General features: G+C 43.0%; 15 protein-coding genes and 2 CRISPR repeat arrays (1 of these 17 running past the window's edge). Of the genes, 12 read left to right on the top strand and 3 right to left on the bottom strand.

Annotated elements, in window-relative coordinates; genetic code table 11:
• Positions 1-120 precede the first annotated feature (120 nt).
• Entirely contained in the window at positions 121-1,122 is a 1,002-nt protein-coding gene (gene argF / locus DCM90_RS06085; protein ID WP_109250439.1) for an ornithine carbamoyltransferase, read from the top strand.
• 238 nt (positions 1,123-1,360) lie between these two features.
• On the opposite strand, the gene DCM90_RS06080 is transcribed toward argF, so the two are convergent.
• The 3 genes from DCM90_RS06080 to DCM90_RS10000 form a co-directional block, all read right to left on the bottom strand.
• Positions 1,361-1,882: a GNAT family N-acetyltransferase gene (locus tag DCM90_RS06080; protein ID WP_109250438.1), complete on the bottom strand. Its 522-nt coding sequence runs from the start codon at positions 1,880-1,882 to the stop codon at positions 1,361-1,363.
• 155 nt (positions 1,883-2,037) lie between these two features.
• Positions 2,038-2,907: a sulfite exporter TauE/SafE family protein gene (locus tag DCM90_RS06075; RefSeq protein WP_109250437.1), complete on the bottom strand. Its 870-nt coding sequence runs from the start codon at positions 2,905-2,907 to the stop codon at positions 2,038-2,040.
• 131 nt (positions 2,908-3,038) lie between these two features.
• Positions 3,039-3,242: a hypothetical protein gene (locus tag DCM90_RS10000; protein WP_165815230.1), complete on the bottom strand. Its 204-nt coding sequence runs from the start codon at positions 3,240-3,242 to the stop codon at positions 3,039-3,041.
• 78 nt (positions 3,243-3,320) lie between these two features.
• On the opposite strand from DCM90_RS10000, the gene DCM90_RS06070 reads away from it, so the two are divergent.
• The 11 genes from DCM90_RS06070 to cas2e all read left to right on the top strand — a co-directional run bounded on the left by DCM90_RS06070 (position 3,321) and on the right by cas2e (position 17,343).
• Entirely contained in the window at positions 3,321-3,629 is a 309-nt protein-coding gene (locus DCM90_RS06070) for a TetR/AcrR family transcriptional regulator (protein WP_165815229.1), read from the top strand.
• 1,263 nt (positions 3,630-4,892) lie between these two features.
• Complete coding sequence (locus DCM90_RS06065) at positions 4,893-5,207, top strand: nucleotide pyrophosphohydrolase (protein WP_109250435.1); 315 nt, start codon at positions 4,893-4,895, stop codon at positions 5,205-5,207.
• Positions 5,200-6,879 carry a DUF2075 domain-containing protein gene (locus tag DCM90_RS06060; protein WP_109250434.1) on the top strand — a complete coding sequence of 560 codons (1,680 nt, stop codon included), beginning with the start codon at positions 5,200-5,202 and terminating at the stop codon, positions 6,877-6,879. Before DCM90_RS06065 ends, DCM90_RS06060 begins: the two co-directional genes overlap by 8 nt.
• Positions 6,880-7,043: 164 nt before the next feature.
• A CRISPR array of direct repeats spans positions 7,044-7,685; the repeat unit is 28 nt; unit sequence GTACTCCCCATGTATATGGGGATGATCC.
• Between the two features lie 218 nt (positions 7,686-7,903).
• A complete protein-coding gene (gene cas3 / locus DCM90_RS06055) occupies positions 7,904-10,663 on the top strand; it encodes a CRISPR-associated helicase Cas3' (RefSeq protein WP_109250433.1) in 2,760 nt (919 codons plus the stop codon).
• Entirely contained in the window at positions 10,656-12,407 is a 1,752-nt protein-coding gene (locus DCM90_RS06050) for a type I-E CRISPR-associated protein Cse1/CasA (protein ID WP_109250553.1), read from the top strand. The genes cas3 and DCM90_RS06050 overlap by 8 nt, the downstream gene beginning before the upstream one ends.
• A gap of 1 nt (position 12,408) precedes the next feature.
• Positions 12,409-13,035 carry a type I-E CRISPR-associated protein Cse2/CasB gene (gene casB, locus DCM90_RS06045; protein ID WP_109250432.1) on the top strand — a complete coding sequence of 209 codons (627 nt, stop codon included), beginning with the start codon at positions 12,409-12,411 and terminating at the stop codon, positions 13,033-13,035.
• Complete coding sequence (gene cas7e, locus DCM90_RS06040; RefSeq protein WP_109250431.1) at positions 13,028-14,116, top strand: type I-E CRISPR-associated protein Cas7/Cse4/CasC; 1,089 nt, start codon at positions 13,028-13,030, stop codon at positions 14,114-14,116. The genes casB and cas7e overlap by 8 nt, the downstream gene beginning before the upstream one ends.
• Entirely contained in the window at positions 14,097-14,813 is a 717-nt protein-coding gene (gene cas5e, locus DCM90_RS06035) for a type I-E CRISPR-associated protein Cas5/CasD (protein ID WP_109250430.1), read from the top strand. Before cas7e ends, cas5e begins: the two co-directional genes overlap by 20 nt.
• 13 nt (positions 14,814-14,826) lie before the next feature.
• Entirely contained in the window at positions 14,827-15,510 is a 684-nt protein-coding gene (gene cas6e / locus DCM90_RS06030; protein WP_109250429.1) for a type I-E CRISPR-associated protein Cas6/Cse3/CasE, read from the top strand.
• 4 nt (positions 15,511-15,514) lie between these two features.
• On the top strand, positions 15,515-16,465 hold the full coding sequence (cas1e, locus tag DCM90_RS06025; protein WP_109250428.1) for a type I-E CRISPR-associated endonuclease Cas1e: 951 nt from the start codon (positions 15,515-15,517) through the stop codon (positions 16,463-16,465).
• On the top strand, positions 16,462-17,343 hold the full coding sequence (gene cas2e / locus DCM90_RS06020) for a type I-E CRISPR-associated endoribonuclease Cas2e (protein WP_109250427.1): 882 nt from the start codon (positions 16,462-16,464) through the stop codon (positions 17,341-17,343). The genes cas1e and cas2e overlap by 4 nt, the downstream gene beginning before the upstream one ends.
• 35 nt (positions 17,344-17,378) lie before the next feature.
• Positions 17,379-17,598: direct repeats of the CRISPR family, unit length 28 nt; unit sequence GTATTCCCCATGCATATGGGGATGATCC; it runs 236 nt beyond the window's last position.

The following is a 17,598-nucleotide window of genomic DNA, read 5'->3' as shown; positions in this document are numbered from 1 at the left end:
GTTGCTAAAAATAAGCTGACATAAAAATTGCGGATCCTTGCAAATCTAAATGAAACCGTTTACTATAATAAGTATGTACCATGGAAGGTAATCTCAAAACTTATAAAGGGGTAATCAGCTATGTTTAATGTACGTAATAAAGACTTTTTAACGCTCATGGACTGGACACCACGTCAAATCGAATATTTATTGGACTTAGCCGAAGATTTAAAGAAGGCCAAGTACGATGGGACGGAACAGCAAACACTTAAGGGTAAAGAGATTGTCTTAATCTTTGAAAAGGCTTCTACGAGAACCCGTTGTGCGTTCCAAGTTGGGGCGCAGGATCAGGGTGCCCATATTACGTACTTAGGGCCTTCGGGTTCCCACATGGGACATAAAGAAACCGCTAAGGATACGGCCCGGGTACTCGGTGGCATGTACGACGGAATCGAATACCGGGGGTTCTCCCAACGGACCGCTGAAACGTTAGCTGAATACTCAGGTGTTCCCGTATGGAATGGGTTAACGGATGAAGATCACCCAACTCAAGTCTTAGCGGACTTCTTAACCGCTAAGGAAGTTTTGAAGAAGGAATACAAGGATATCAAGTACGCCTTCGTTGGTGACGGTCAAGATAACGTTTCAAACGCTTTGATGATCGGAGCCGCTAAGTTAGGGATGAGCTACCACGTTGTTTGCCCTAAGGAATTGAACCCGAACCAGGACCTGTTAGACAAGTGTAACGCCATCGCTAAGGAAACGGGCGCTGAAATCAAGGTCTTCAACGATGTTGATGAAGGTGTAAAGGGCGCCGACGTTGTTTATACCGATGTCTGGGTTTCCATGGGCGAACCTGACAGCATTTGGGAACAACGGATTAAGTTGTTGAAGCCTTACCAAGTTAACTCGCACGTGATGCAAGCAACTCAAAATCCGAACGCCATTTTTGAACACTGTTTACCAGCCTTCCACAACGATGATACCGAAGTGGGGAAGGAAATTGCTGATAAGTACGGGATTACTGAAATGGAAGTCACGGACGAAGTCTTCGAAAGCAAACAGTCAGTTGTCTTCCGGGAAGCCGAAAATCGGATGCACACCATTAAATCCGTTATGGTTGCGACCTTGGGTGAAAACTAATTAAAAAGGCAGGGACATAAGACGTTCAGGCCATGCCAAATAGGGCAACGGACCAGGTTCGATTGTATTTTGATCGGATTTGGTCCGTTGCCCTATTTGGCTGTGGTCTGTCTTATGTCCCGTAACTACAGGTCCGAAAGCATCCTGTTAAGGATGAAAGGCTTTCGGGCCATGTTGCAAGAGTCGCATTTCTAAGCGAAGCGGGCCTAATGTTCCAACCTCTTTTTCGTGTTGATCCTTACTTTGCGAGGCGTCGGCTCATTAGGAGGTCCCTTTGGGAGGCCTGCCCAATATGAAAGACGTGCTCACTAAACGGCTGAAAACCCATGCGCCGGTAAAACTGTTGCGCGGCATCATTGTGTTCCCAAACGCCAAGCCAAAGGTGAGTTTTCGCCTGGTTAGTCGCTTCTAATACGGCAAAATCAATTAACCGGGTTCCCAACCCCTGGCGTTTAAAGGGTTGGCGAATATAAATCCGTTCAACTTCAAGATGGGTTGCCGGCATTGGTTCAGATTGGGCGGTCTCAACGTTCAACTTAAGGTAGCCGGCCAGCTGGTGATTGACGAATAAAAAGTAGAATTTTGAGTTCTCAGTTTGTAATTCCGTGGTCAGTTGTTCAGATGAATAGGCGCGGTTCAGGTAGGCTTGGATATTCCTAGCGGTATTAAACGGGCCAAACGTGTCCGCAAAGGTTTCGCGACTAATGGCTTGGAGCACCGCAAGTTCACTGAGTTGAACTTGGCGAATGGTAATGGACATTTCAATTCCTCCCCGGAAAGCAGTGATTATTTATTGAAAACGTTTTCTGATATCATCCCTATCATAGCTTAAACGGGGAATAAAAGGGAATAATTTTGAGCTACCTCATAAAAACGGCCAAGCCAAATCAGGAATTGATATAGCTTGGCCGTTTTTTAGGCCATCCATTCGTGCTTTCGGTTTTCCTGGTACAACCCAAACGCGGAGTAGAGGAGGACCACAATGACGACCCATTGAATGAGGCTGGTATTGAGGCTTTTGACGAGGAAAACGGCAATTAAAACGCCGATAATCCCAAAAATGGAAAACAGGGTAATTTTTCGGGAGTAATCGTTGAGCCGGATAAATTGCATGCTGCCAATGGGGAGGGAGACCGTGCAGCCGCCCATCATGATGGGGAAAGCGGCGATGGGGTTCATGCCCATAGCGTAAACGGTGGCCATCGTGAGGGAAAAAGATCCAATTCCAACGTTGTTAAGGGCGCCGAAGACGAACATCAAAACGCCAGTCAGCCACAGTTTCCAACCGTATAGTTCAGTCGCAGTCCCGCCATCGGGGATCCAACCTAGTTTGCCACCGAGGATTAAGCCGGTTGCGACCAGTAGACCAATAATGACAAATTGACGAATCCGCTTTTCAGGTAAGCGGATGACCACGTAGGGACCCAGAAACGCACCGAGGGCCTGACAGATGATGCAAACCAGCAGGGTTGTGATCCCGACTTTGACGCTGGAAATGTAGGCGAGCGACATGACGAACACGGGGATAACGTCCTGAGCGTTAAGGGTTCCCGGCAACTTTTTCATGGAGACCCACTTCGCCTTTGAATAAATGGCCGTCGAGATGGCAAAGTCCGAAACGCCAAACGTCGACAGGAAGAAAATCCCGATTTGGGCAATTGGTGTCCAAACTGGATTGGCGGGTTCTGCCATAACTTCCGTGCGGTGCCGAATCAGGTCGCGGATAAAAACTAAGATAAAAAGTGAGTTAATTAAAATAATGGCAATAATTAATAAGTGCTGCATTCTCTAGCCCCTCGTTTTCAGATCAGCTTATGGTGTTTTGGGTTGATCTAGTGGTTAATTAAACATTTATCTAGTGTAGCACAACAGGGGAGCGAAGAACTTAGGGCGCTAGCATTACCCGATTAAATTGATTAACGGTTTTGGTCCGGTTGGCCAATACTAATACGAAATTTAATTTTGACGATTAGCAAAAGGATGAGAAGGCCAACTAGGCTAATTAAACCTAATTGAATAAAGTTGGCTTGGTCGGTGCCAACCTGGTAGTGGGTGTGGAAGATGCTTTGGACCATGGGATACATGGGGTCAATCCAGTTGACCCCAGTATACTGAAACACATTGGGGTAATTTGTACCATGTTTGACGCTAGTCCTCAGCCAAAGTTAGAAAAATGATACCAAACGTTAATTGAACTCTTGCGAACGGAAACGATTGCTGAGGTGACCGTTTCAGAGTTGACGGCCCGTAGCGGTATTTCGCGGAACTATTTTTACCGGCACTTTAGTTCGAAGGTTGACGTGATTGCCCAGTACTTTGACTACGGTTTTAGCCGCCTCATTCGGCAATTAGAACATCGGCAGCAACCCGAAAAGTCGACCGTTTTCCTGCAACAATACTTTGCCCACTTGGCGAATAAACGGGACCACTATCGGATTTTAATGGCAAACAACTTCTACGTGGCTCATTTAGCTAACGCGGGATTGACCGCCGTTGGGCTTCAGTGAGTGGCGTCAGAAACGACATCCGTCGCCGAAATGATCCGCAAGGTGAAGGGATATTTACCGGGACACTAGGAATTGTTGCTTGGTAAGTGGAAGTTAGGCCGGTAGTTAGAAAATATAATTAGCGTCAACTTAAACGCGGTATACTCAAAATTCACACAAATTTTGAGTATACCGCGTTTTTGAAGGTTATTTTTTAACAATTGTTTCATGTGAAACAACCTAGTTCTGACCTATTTAAATAAAAATACTTTTGCTTCGTACGGGCGTAGTTCCGTTTAATGAAGTATCTTGGGAAGTAAAAATGGATTATTAGCATTATGTAGAAAGAATCATGTTTTTGAAAAAATTATTATTTGCAATATTTTATTTCCTTTAGTGCTGATGACGTGAAATTTTTGGGAGTTATGAAAAGATAGGGTATTGATCACTTTTATCATATTGATTATTGTTATATGCCCAATAATCTCGCAAAGCAATAAACCTTAAAAATTGGTGATTCTTATAAATGATAAAATAATTCAGATCATTTTCCACTTTTAATTAAAATAAATAGGGATACATAACTATGTTTGTGATAAACTAGATTCAACGATAATTTTTTTATGAATAAGAGTGTTTTATTTTTTTATGTATGTTAGTAACTTACTCTTCAGTAGTTTACTGTGTTTTTTGTGACTATTTTGCAGGGGCTAAAAATTTTAGACGAGGGGCTTATTACATTTGGAAAACTATATTATTGGGACTGTATCAATAATTATTTTTGATTTGTTCTTACTCAATAGAGTTATTTTGTGGATCACAATGACTATACAATCTCTAGCCGCGTTAACTTGGTCACTAATTCGTCTAAGGCATGTTTGGTATATGTTAAATAAGAAAAAATAAAGAACGAAAAAGTTAATGGAACGATTATTGCTTAAATTATATGTTATAAGGTTAATTTATAATTGATTTTTAAAATTAATTAAGATGTTATAGCGTATAAATTACGAGATGTTATAAAAACACTCGATACTTTCTTGTAAATCTGTTTTTTACATTTGTGTTAGTATAGAAAAGATAGATGTAAGAAACATATTCCCTTGATACATAAGGGGTGATCCAAAGAGTGCTTTTTTGTTGTATTTATCACTCAGCTTATTCCCCATATATATATGGGGGTAATTATTTTAGGCATAAAAGCAGGATATTGATGCTTTTATGCCTTTTTTTGCCGAAATAGCACTTTGGTATAATTATCCTAAACAATATTGAGGTGAAATAATGGACTATCAAAACTTTGAACAGATGATTATGGACTTTACTTATCAACGTAATTGGGATCAGTACCATAATCTCAAGGACTTAGCGTTGTCATTAAATCTTGAAGCTAGTGAAGTGTCAGAAGTTTTCCAGTGGAAGGATGAAAAACAGCCGTTAACTAATCGGGAAACCAATGATTTAGAAATGGAACTGGCGGATGTGTTTATTTATTTGGCTTATATGTGTGAGAAGCTGCACGTTACGCCCCTAGAACTTGCCGGGAAAAAAATGACCATTAACCAAGGTCGAACGTGGAAGTTGGATAATAATGAGTAATGTTGGAATTTACATAGAAGAAGTCGATTATTCACTAGAAGGAATGGTGAATTTACATTGTGTATCAGATGATCGGGCAGAGGCGATTTTAACTGATTGGCCTGTAGACTACATCATTCATAATGGACGTGATTCGGCCTATATTGGTGAAACCATTTCAATTGAACGACGGACAAAGGAACACTTAAAAAGTGAAGACGTTGGCCGAAATATGACTAAAATAACCGTTATTGGGCAGGAAAAATTTAATCAGTCTGCGACATATAACATTGAAACTAATCTGATTAATAACTTTATCGGTGATAATCGGTTTAATAAAATTTTGAACAAGTCACAAACGATGATGAACACCACTAATGATTACTATGATAAACAATATTACGACCAAGAAGTTTTTCAGACACTGTGGCAAGAATTAATTGATCGGGGTTTAGCCAACCAATCTTTGGAACAGATTGAGAACAATGATATTTATAAGGTTTCACCGTTTAAATCACTGAGTAAGAGTCAAAGTCAGTTAAAGGAGCAAGTGCTAGAATTTTGTCGAGCCAATATCTCCAATAAGGAATCGTCACTTTTCCTTATTGAAGGAGATGCAGGGACAGGCAAAAGCGTTGTCCTTAGTTCGATTTTTAATACTATTCAAACGATTGCCCGCAGTAAGGCTCGGGATGTGGAATCCGATCCCTTGCAGGGGACGCATAACTACCTACTGGTTAATCATCCGGAGATGTTGAAAACTTACCGCACATTGGCGAAAAAGTTACCAACGTTAAAAGTGGGGGACTTTAATAAACCTACCCCTTTCATTAATAAGATGACAAAGGAAGAACAACAAGCTGATATTATTTTAGTAGATGAGGCACATCTTTTATTATCAAAGTCCGATCCATACAACAATTACCGGGGGACAAATCAGTTAGAGGACCTGATGAAGCTTGGGAAAATTGTAATTGCTGTATTTGATCCTAACCAAGTACTGAAGCTAAAAAGTCACTGGGATCAAGGGATGTTAAATCAATTATTACTAAATCATCCATCAACTAAATTTGAGTTGGAAGATCAGTTTCGTATTCAAGGTGGTAAAGCCACCTTGCAATGGATTGATGATTTTACAAAAAGGCGGCAGGTTGATGCCATTCCCAAGGATGCTAAGTTTGATTTTAGGGTATTTGAGCATGCAGAAGAGATGGATCAATTAATTCGAAAACGGGATCAGGAGAGTCAATTGTCTCGGATAGTTGCTACGTTTGACTACGCCTATAGTACCGTGGATTCATCCCCTCATTATATTCAGGAGGGAAGTTTTAAACATGTTTGGAATACGACGAACTCAAAAGAAACGTGGGCTGAACGACCAGAAACAATTAACGAAGTGGGTTCCATTTATACCATTCAGGGTTTTGACCTAAACTACGTTGGGGTCATTTTAGGGCCATCAGTAAAATTCAATCCAGCAACCAATCAAATTGAATTGGAGCTGCAGGCGTATCAGGATAGTGAGGCCTTTAAGGGTCGGCAAGATTTAGCTAATGATATTGATTTGGAAAAAGAAAGAATTATTTTAAACTCCATTAATGTTTTGATGAAACGTGGTGTACATGGACTATATATTTATGCCCATGATCCCGCATTAAGAAAGAAACTAAATGATATGAAAAATGATCACTAATATTGTGGAGTGATAGTTTATAAAAATATAGTGTGCTAAAGTATTTAAGGATATAATGTGATCAATGAAAAAGTTGGGCAGTTTGATAAGTTATTAGAAACCAAACTCATGTAAAACTGACCATTGGTATTTTCAAAAGAGCTTAGTGACGGGATTTTTTTAGTGTACTCCCCATGTATATGGGGATGATCCCCAGCATTACCACCGCTCTTGAATTGCTCAAGGGTACTCCCCATGTATATGGGGATGATCCCGGAATTATCGATTGCGCTAAGCAGTTTCATGTAGTACTCCCCATGTATATGGGGATGATCCCAAAAAGTTTATCATGCACTGTTGGACAACATGGTACTCCCCATGTATATGGGGATGATCCCAAAGAGGACTACCGCTGGATATGGAAATAAAAGTACTCCCCATGTATATGGGGATGATCCTATCATGAAGCTTTACATACTAATGTTGAGGCAGTACTCCCCATGTATATGGGGATGATCCTGCATTATATCTTGCAATAGCCAGTTGACTTTGTGGTACTCCCCATGTATATGGGGATGATCCTGGTTCGAATAGTGCACATACACTAACGTTTGCGTACTCCCCATGTATATGGGGATGATCCCAGCAGTACACGAGCAAGGCGATCAACAACGCTAGTACTCCCCATGTATATGGGGATGATCCTTTATTCGCTATTTCAAACAAGGCCGATTTTTCGTACTCCCCATGTATATGGGGATGATCCTTCCGGCTATGCCCGGGACGTCATGAACCAGCAGTACTCCCCATGTATATGGGGATGCTCCTGGCCTAGATTTACAAAGAGTTCTTTATTCCCCAAATTTATGGGGTTGATCCTAATTAACACTTAATCTGATATGATATTCCCCATATACATGGGGGAAGTTTTGAAAAGTTAATAATAACAAGACCATTTTTACAAATTATGGATGAATCACGGTACGTATTATGGTAAGTTTGTAACGAGTGTAATAAATAAAAGGTTAAGAAGGGGTGGTAATGGTTGGTTACAGACGAAGTGAACGCCCTATGGGCAAAGAAACGCTCCGAAGACGGTGACCAGTTATGGTTACCATTAGTGACTCATTTAAGGGATGCCCAGGCTGTTATTAATCATTTGTATGACCATTGGTTAAGCGATGGGCAACGTCAAGCAATTGCTGGAGATTTATCGGATGAAGATGCCCACCGACTCGTTAAGTTTGTGGGGTTTAGTCATGATTTAGGAAAGGCTACGCCGGCGTTTCAGGTGAAGACGTCTTACAACGGCGACCTATCATTAGACCATGACTTAATGGAAACTTTGGTTCGAAATGGATTCCAGGATTTGGATTGCCTTAATTTATCATCCAGTAATGAATCACCCCACGCTAAAGCAGGTGAAGCTTTACTCGGAAATTTTAAGGTCCCAGAAACTGTATGCGCTATCATAGGTGGTCATCATGGCAAACCGGAAAATGACGACGGGGTTCAAACGGATCTAGAGATACATACCAAAAACTATTATCAGAGTGAAAATAGTGATTCTGAAACCCAAGAAATTTGGAGGGCTGTCCAGCGGGAATTATTTGATGAAGCACTCCAATCTTCTGGCTATCAAAGTGTTGAAGAAGTGCCATCAATTTTACAGCCTCAAGCCGTGCTATTAGAAGGGTTATTAATAATGGCCGACTGGTTGGCATCTAGTGAGTATTTTAATGATGATCCGGCTAAACCCTTATTTCCGTTAATTCGTTTAGATCAAACGGTTGCGGATATTGATCGACAGGGTCGGTTTCAAAATGCCATTCAAACCTGGACACTTGATGATGAATGGGCTCCCGCTAAGGTTGATGAACAAACGGATCCTTACCAAGAACGGTGGGGATTTAAGGCTCGTCCCGTGCAAGCTAAAATGTCTGAAACGATCGGGCAGGCGATTGATCCAGGAATGGCCATTATTGAAGCTCCAATGGGAATTGGTAAAACTGAGATTGCGTTACTGGCAGCGGAACAGATGGCTTATGCAACGGGCCGCGACGGTGTCTTTATTGGCCTCCCAACCCAAGCAACGACTAACGCCATGTTTGATCGGGCGGAGACCTGGTTGGAAAAAACGGCGGGTGATAACGAGGCTAGCTATTCCATAAATCTGATGCACGGTAAGGCGCAGTTCAATAAGACGTATCAGGAGCTCCCCCAGGCAGGCAACATTGGTGATCCCGACGTGGCGCCCGATGCGGTAACCGTTAATAGTTGGTTCTCCGGGAAAAAATCGATCTTAACGAAGTTTACGGTGGGCACAATTGATCATCTCTTACTGATGGGATTAAAACAAAAGCATCTTTTTCTTCGCCACTTAGGTTTTAGTGGCAAGGTCGTCATTATTGATGAAGCCCATGGATATGATGCCTATATGAATAAATATTTATATAAAGTTTTAAATTGGTTGGGGGCTTACCACGTGCCAGTAGTCGTGTTATCCGCCACTTTGCCAGCAGAAAAGCGGAAGCGGCTGTTGATGGCCTACCAAGCGGGCAAATACACTAAGAGTCGCAAACGGTTAATTGCTCCTGATGGTTGGGAAACGACCCAGGCTTACCCGCTGTTGAGTTTGTTGGATGGTTTAACGCTGACGCAGGTTTCTGATTTTGATGGCTTAGGGGATCAATCAACTACCGAAGTTCAGGTTAGTCGACTCACCTTAGATGATTCCGAATTAATCCAACACGTCCTACATCAAATCAAAAATGGGGGCGTTGCCGGACTTATTGTTAACACGGTCAAACGGGCGCAGAAACTAGCCAAATTAGTCCCGGATGATGTTGAATTAATGGTGCTCCATTCGGCCTTTTTAGCACCAGATCGGGCGCGCCGGGAAAGCGAGTTAATGGCCAAAATTGGGAAACATGCTGATCGACCAACTAAGATGATCGTCATTGGAACCCAAGTTTTGGAACAGTCATTAGACGTTGATTTCGATGTGATGTATACAGATATTGCCCCCATGGATTTAATTCTGCAGCGGATTGGTCGGCTACACCGGCATGATATTGTCCGACCAAGCGGCCTTCAAGACCCCCAACTATTTGTTTTGGGGATCAATGAAGAGGGTTATGACGAGGGTAGCACAGCGGTTTATGGTGATTATTTATTAATGAAGACGGATCACTTCCTACCGGATCAGATTAAGTTGCCGGATGATATTTCGCCGCTAGTTCAAGCGGTATATGATCCAAAAACCAACGATGAGATTGATGGGATTGACCAATGCTGGGCTACATTTCAGCGGGATCAGAAGAAAGAGGAACAAAAAGCAAAGGGATTTCAAATTGGCCCCCCACTATTGACTGGTGATAGGTCCATTCATGGTTGGTTGAGTCGCAATCATAGTGATGTTAGTAACAGTGACTCACGTGCCGCTGCGGCTGTTCGTGACATTAAAGAAACCATCGAAGTAGTTTTAACGCAGCAAATTGATGGAAAAGATTATTTAGTGGACGGGCGAGAATTAAGCACTGTGTCGCCTAAAGTCATTGCACAGCAGACAATTCGCATTCCTTCAGCTGTGACACCAAATTTTGATGGGGCGATTGATCGGACGATTAAAGAGTTAGAAAAATCCACCTATTCTAATTACCCTGACTGGCAAGATAGCGTATGGCTAAAGGGGGCGCTTGCCTTGACGTTAGACGAGAATAATGAAGCCACGCTCGGAAAGTGGCAGCTTCATTATTCATTACATTTAGGTTTAAGTTATGTAAAGGAGGATGAACGTGATTGAATCAACGTTTAACTTAACGACGGAACCATGGATTAAGGTCATTGAGTCAGCGACTAACCAGGAAAAAACGGTGTCATTAATTGATCTGTTTCAAAACGCCCAAAGTTACCGTCAGTTAGCTGGAGACATGCACGCCCAAGATTTAGCGGTGCTGCGGCTCTTGCTGGCCATTTTGACAACCGTTTATTCGCGGTTTGATGCTAATGACGAGGCTTATGACTGGTTAGAACTGGATCCCGCAACCATGCAATTGGCTGAAGAGGTGGATGAATACGACTATCAGGGTGAGGGACGAGATAGCCTAATGGAAACCTGGAAGCAGCTTTATCAAGCTGGTCAGTTTTCTAACATTATTGTCCAATACTTAGAACACTATCAGGATCGGTTTGATTTACTGGGAATTCATCCGTTTTACCAGGTTAATCAGACTGACTATAATTTTTTTGTGCCTGATAATAAACAGATTTCGGTGGATAAGCCTAAGGGAGCCGTCGGAATTAAACAAATTAACCGGCGAATTTCAGAAAGCGGGAACTCGGTCTCCCTTTTTTCACCCAAGGTGGGCGAGGCCAAGAATAAACTGACGCTAGATGAATTAGCGCGGTGGATTCTAACGTATCAAGATTTTGCGGGGGTGACCGATAAAACTAAGATTGAGGCAGATAGTAAATTTACTGATCCCTTGGGGTGGCTATACAGTTTAAACTCGGTCTACGCAAAGGGGCGCAACCTGTTTGAAACTTTGATGCTCAACCTGGTTTTAGTAGACCCCGTACCTAATAATGAACAGATCTATCAGAATCAAAAACCCGTGTGGGAATTTAAGAATGATATGACTTATATTAACGAACGAAAGGACCAGTTAGTGCCGGATAACTTAGCCGAACTGTATACGACGTGGGCAAGATTATTACACGTTGAGTGGGATAGTCACGACCAACCCATTGTGTTTAGTGCAGCCCTGCCTATTTTTGCCGCCGATGACGTTTTCTTAGAGCCCATGACAACGTGGCGATTCGATAAGAAGACGGATCGTTTCCGACCAGCAACCCGGTGGTTAAGCTCCCTTGATCGCGCAATGTGGCGCGATTTTGGCAACTACGTCCGAACTAGTTCGGATGAGGATGACAAGCGCGAAGCAGGAATTGTAACCTGGTTAAGGTATCTCAAGCGGACTGAACACGCCCTTCCAGAACAAATGAACATTACGCTAGCCTCAGCTACGATGATTCATGATGACAATGCGTCCTCACGGTTACCAGCAGCGGAAGTCTACGATGACATGCAGATTAAGGCGGATGTTTTATTTGATGAAAATAATGCTAATCATTGGCCGACTAGAATTGAAGAGACCATTAAGTTAACCCAAATGGTGGGTAGTGATTACAAACAGTTCATTGATGGCATTGCTGCGGTCCGAAATCGTAAACAAGACGGTGAAACTAGCAAAAGGGTGGCACAACTGTACGACCAACTGAACGAGCCCTTTACCGCGTGGTTGGCTGGACTATCAAATGACGATGATCGTGATGATAAGGTCAATGAATGGAAAATTCAGCTTCAGCAAATTGTACTTGCGGCTGCAGATAAGGTGATGAAAGTCAGCTCTCCACGGGATATTAGTGGCGTTATTACAGAGAATCGCGGCGGAACAGAACAGTTGATTAATGTTTTCACTTTGCGAAACCGACTCGCCTATTACGTCAAGAATCATTTGAATTTAGGCCAGAAAGGAACGAATTAAGATGACGGTTAACAGTTTAGACATCAGAACAATCACCGCTACGATAATCCGGGAACTTTACGGGAACGGGAAACCTAACGCAGCGGTATTAGCTAGCATTCGGAATGCGGCTTCATTTGCGAGTCCCCAGGCTCAAAAAGTGTGGCCAATCATGTTCAACCATTTAACCCCAGAAATGTTAAGTACCACGGGTGAACCAACTTACGCAGAAACAGCAATTTATGCGGCGTTGCGATTCTATGCTGTTTCACAACAGGGAAACTATGATCACTTAACTTATGCAACGTCTTGGGCGCCAAAAGGTGAAGAGGCACCAGGAGAAACGTTATTTCACACGTTGGCACTCATGCGAGCAAAGGAAAAGGATCGCAAACGACTTAATCGCCGGGTTCGAATCCTCTTAGAATCTACTAACGCTGATCGAGTGATTAATGAAATGTCCCATCTTGTTTCAATGGTGAAAGCCTCTAACTTAAAGTCTCCCATTGACTATGCCCAACTCGCAAGTGACCTTTACAATTTCCAATTTGGTTATGAGGCGGCCAATCGGGTTCGGATTCGGTGGGGCCAACAATATTTTCGGCAATTTAACAGTGACAAATTGAAAGGAAGCCAGACTAATGACTAAACAAAACTTATACATCGACCTCAATGTGATCCAAACCGTTCCATCATCAAATATCAACCGAGATGACACCGGGGCACCCAAGACCGCCGTTTATGGAGGAGTGACCCGATCACGGGTTTCCTCGCAAAGTTGGAAGCGCGCGGTCCGCAAGGGATTTGAAAATGATGGAATTAAAAATGGTTCGCGGACCACAGATGCTGTCCAACTGCTAAGTCAAAAATTAAGAGATTTAGACTCGTCACTGGATGAGGAAGCCGCAACAGAAAAAGCTGTTGAGGTGTTTAAGACGGTTAAAATCGGGCTAGATAAAGACAATAATACAAAGGCGTTACTTTTTGTGAGTCCCGGTCAAATTGAAAAGATTGCTCAGTATGTCCTAGACAACGAAGAACTAGATAGTAAAGAACTTAAGAAAGCTTTTAACGCAGATCATTCCCTTGATCTAGCACTATTTGGACGAATGGTGGCGGATAGTCCAGAATTAAACGTTGAAGGTTCTGCCCAAGTGGCTCATGCCATTTCAACCCATGAAATTGTGCCAGAATTTGATTACTATACGGCGGTTGATGACGAACAACCAGATGATCAAACGGGTTCGTCTATGATTGGCACGATCGAATTTAATTCGGCTACACTGTACCGTTATGCAAATCTAAACGTGAATGAATTAATTCATAACCTAGGCGACCAAGATGCAATTAAGGGTGCTGTGGCCTTTATTAAGGAATTTATCCTGACGATGCCAACGGGGAAACAAAATACGTTTGCCAATAAGACCCTCCCCAATTACGTGATGGTTACTATCCGGCAAGACACCCCCGTTAACCTGGCATCGGCGTTTGAAAATCCGGTTAAAGCTGGTGAAGGTTACACGAGCACATCCATTAAGCGACTTAATAAGGGATATGAAGCCGCAGAGAAATTTGTTGAAGCTCCCGTATTTAATATCGTCTTGAGTGCAAATGACGAGGATTTGGATGACCAAAAGTTAGGAGAACAAGCCACGAGTTTCACTGACTTACTGAACCAGGTTAGTGACGCATTAACAAAGGCGGTGCAGGATGAAAACACTAACGATTAGATTAACGGCACCGCTTCAATCTTACGGAAATGAAGCTAATTTTGACCGCCGAACAACGAGTCGTTACCCCTCAAAGAGTGCCATTATTGGCATGATTGCTGCTGCCCTTGGCTATGCCCGAGAAGATGCCCGAATTCTGGACCTCAATAACTTAGCCTTTGCCGTCCGGTTAGATCAACCGGGAACGGTTTTACAAGATTACCAAACGGTGGAGTGGGCTAAAGATAAACGAAAAGTGACCTACCGGGACTACATTCAGGATGCCGTCTTTTTGGTGGCCATTGGGAGTGAAAATGAACCACTAATTAACGAAATTGCTGATGCCCTAAAACATCCGTACTTTCCGTTGTTTTTGGGACGGCGTTCGAACGCTCCAGCCGGTCCGCTTGAAATTAGGGTAGTAGATGGCAATCCATTAGAGGTATTAGAAAACAACGAGTGGGCCGCTTCAGAGTGGTATCAGAAAAAACATCGGGATGAAAATCAAGTTTCCGTTGGCTTAGTTGCTGATGCTAATTTATTTGATGACGACCATCCCATTAATGTGACTCGGTTAGTTAAGGATCAAGTGAAGTCCTTTGATCAACGTGACCGACAGTATGGGTTCCGTTCCGTAGCCAGCGAACGGATTAAGGTCGAAAATCCCAGTTATACCCCAAAACAATCAACTCAGCACGATGCTATGGACGCACTTTAAGGGAGGTATGACGATGTATTTATCAAGAGTTGAAGTTGATACTAATAATCGCGCCAAGATTAAGGATTTAACCCACCTTGGTGCTTATCACAACTGGGTTGAACAAAGTTTTCCTGATGAAATTGCGGCTAACCAGCGAACCCGCCATCTTTGGCGAATTGATCAACTGGGTGGTAAGAAATACCTGCTCGTTTTAAGCGAAAACCAGCCGGATAAGGAAAGACTAGAACATTATGGGGTCGCTGGGACCGCTATGGTGAAATCGTATGATCAATTTTTAGATCGTATTCAAACGGGGCAAGTGTTCCAGTTTCGGTTGGTTGCCAACCCCACTTATGCCGTGACGAAGGCGGGGGAAACGAAGCACCAAATTTTCCCCCATGTGACGGTTGAACAGCAACGGGGGTGGCTGATGAAAAAGGCGGATAAAAATGGGTTTGCGATAGTTACTAATCCAGCCGTTGATACGGATGACGGTATTTTTAGTCCGTTGGCGTTTGACATTGTTGACCGCCAGTATCAGATCCTACATCGAAATAAAAACAAAAGTGGCCGGCAAGTTAAGCTGAGTCAGGTAACGTTTGAGGGCCTCCTCCAAGTAACGGATGCGGACGTTTTTAGGAACGCATTAACCCATGGAATTGGACGTGAAAAAGCCTTTGGAATGGGAATGATGACGGTCATACCGGAGGGCTAAATGAATGGCAAAAAAGTTTGGAGCTAAGAAGCCGGAATTAAATGAACTCAGCCGGATTAGCGATCGAATTTCCTTTCTTTACTTGGAACATGCTAAATTAAATCGTCAGGACAGTGCGATCCAGGTAACCGATAGCCGGGGCATTGTTTTAATTCCGACCGCCATTATTAGTGTGCTCATGTTAGGCCCCGGCGTCGATGTTTCACACCGAGCCATGGAATTAATGGGGGATTCAGGCATGGCCGTCATTTGGGTTGGCGAACAAGGTGTCCGGCAATACGCACACGGCCGGTCACTAAATCATTCTTCAGCTTTGTTAGAAAAGCAGGCTAAGTTAGTCTCCAATACCCGATCCCGGGTTGCGGTCGCACGGCAAATGTATCAAATGAGGTTTCCGGATGACGATGTCTCTGACCTGACCATGCAAGAATTACGTGGAAAAGAGGGCGCACGCGTTCGCCGAATTTATCGGGAGCAGTCACTAGAAACCAAGGTTCCATGGACTAGACGGGAGTATAATCCAGATAACTTTGAATCAAGTACGCCGATTAATAAGGCGCTAACGGCGGCTCACCAAGCTCTATATGGGTTAAGTTACAGTGTCATTGTGGCACTTGGCGTTTCGGCGGGGTTAGGCTTTGTCCATACAGGACATGACTTAGCCTTTGTTTATGATTTTGCGGATCTATATAAAGCTGAGGTTTCAATTCCAGTGGCGTTTGAAGTAACCGCTAAGTATGGTGATAGTGACGATATTGGCAGTATGACCCGGTTAGCCATGCGAGACGTTTTTGCTGAAACGAAGTTAGTGGTTCGCATGGTTAAAGATTTAAAGTCCATTTTAAGGATGGAAGAGGCGGATGCCACGGTTAACGTCTTGAATTTATGGGATGACAAACTGGGAATGCAAAAGTTTGGGGTTCAATATAATGAATTAGGGGATGGCATGGAATGATTGTCATTACTTTAACGAAGGTACCAAGGTCGCTTAGGGGTGACCTCACGAAGTGGTACCAAGAAATCCAAACGGGCGTATACGTTGGTAATGTTAGTGCTCGGGTCCGTGAATTAGTTTGGGAAAGAATCATGAAAAACATTGGTAGTGGGGAAGCCACCATGGTTTATAATGCCAAAAATGAAGTTGGGTATCAGTTTCGCACGACGAGAAAAGATCGGGAAGTCGTGGATTTTGATGGAATTCCCCTCATGATGCATCTCAAACATTCTCCCACACCACCTAAACATGGTTTTAGTGACATGGCCAAGTTTCACCGGGCTAAAGTGATGTCGAAAAAGGTTACTAGCAAAAAGTCTGTTGACGTCACCAACGAATTAGTTGCCATTGATTTAGAAACGACGGGGTTAAAGGCGGATCAAGACCAAATTATCTCCATCGGGGCCGTGAAAAGCCTAGGTGATGAAACACAAGAATTTTACCGGCTAATTAAAATTCAGGGTGAGGTTCCGGAAGCGATCAGTCAGCTAACCGGAATTTCAACACCCCAATTAATTGAGCAGGGGGTCGACCTAGCCGATGCCTTACTAGAATTAAAAGAATTTGTGGGTTCGTCTTCGTTGGTTGGTTATAATAGTCGCTTTGATGAACTATTTTTATCGGTTGGATTTAGAGCAACCCATCAACCGGCTTTGTCTCAGTCGATTAAAGATTTAATGCCCCTCGTTAAGAAAACGAATTTATTTTTATCTAATTACCGGTTAGAAACAGTATTGGCTGACTACCAAGTTGTTAATAAAAATCCTCACCATGCTCTTTCAGATGCAGAAGCAACTCTTGCATTAGCAATCAAACTCATGGAAAACGGGACATTATGATTTTTGAAACAGCTTAACCACGGGATTTATTTAGTGTATTCCCCATGCATATGGGGATGATCCTAGCCTGTTTATCTGGAGCCAACTTCAAGTAATGTATTCCCCATGCATATGGGGATGATCCTATTAGAACGCACGTTGAGTTTGAACTGGACCGGTATTCCCCATGCATATGGGGATGATCCTAGTGGTTTCGGTCATGATGAGTCCCTCCTTTAGTATTCCCCATGCATATGGGGATGATCCCGCCTTTAA

Source organism: Levilactobacillus bambusae (genome assembly GCF_003124125.1).
GTDB lineage: Bacteria > Bacillota > Bacilli > Lactobacillales > Lactobacillaceae > Levilactobacillus > Levilactobacillus bambusae.
This window is presented reverse-complemented; position numbering and strand designations above follow the sequence as displayed.

Bases quoted from the DNA above. Each gene is read 5' to 3' on its own strand.
- argF (WP_109250439.1), top strand. From the start codon at position 121: ATGTTTAATGTACGTAATAAAGACTTTTTAACGCTCATGGACTGGACA.
- DCM90_RS06080 (WP_109250438.1), bottom strand. From the start codon at position 1,882: ATGTCCATTACCATTCGCCAAGTTCAACTCAGTGAACTTGCGGTGCTC.
- DCM90_RS06075 (WP_109250437.1), bottom strand. From the start codon at position 2,907: ATGCAGCACTTATTAATTATTGCCATTATTTTAATTAACTCACTTTTT.
- DCM90_RS06065 (WP_109250435.1), top strand. From the start codon at position 4,893: ATGGACTATCAAAACTTTGAACAGATGATTATGGACTTTACTTATCAA.
- DCM90_RS06060 (WP_109250434.1), top strand. From the start codon at position 5,200: ATGAGTAATGTTGGAATTTACATAGAAGAAGTCGATTATTCACTAGAA.
- casB (WP_109250432.1), top strand. From the start codon at position 12,409: ATGACGGTTAACAGTTTAGACATCAGAACAATCACCGCTACGATAATC.
- cas7e (WP_109250431.1), top strand. From the start codon at position 13,028: ATGACTAAACAAAACTTATACATCGACCTCAATGTGATCCAAACCGTT.
- cas5e (WP_109250430.1), top strand. From the start codon at position 14,097: ATGAAAACACTAACGATTAGATTAACGGCACCGCTTCAATCTTACGGA.
- cas6e (WP_109250429.1), top strand. From the start codon at position 14,827: ATGTATTTATCAAGAGTTGAAGTTGATACTAATAATCGCGCCAAGATT.
- cas1e (WP_109250428.1), top strand. From the start codon at position 15,515: ATGGCAAAAAAGTTTGGAGCTAAGAAGCCGGAATTAAATGAACTCAGC.
- cas2e (WP_109250427.1), top strand. From the start codon at position 16,462: ATGATTGTCATTACTTTAACGAAGGTACCAAGGTCGCTTAGGGGTGAC.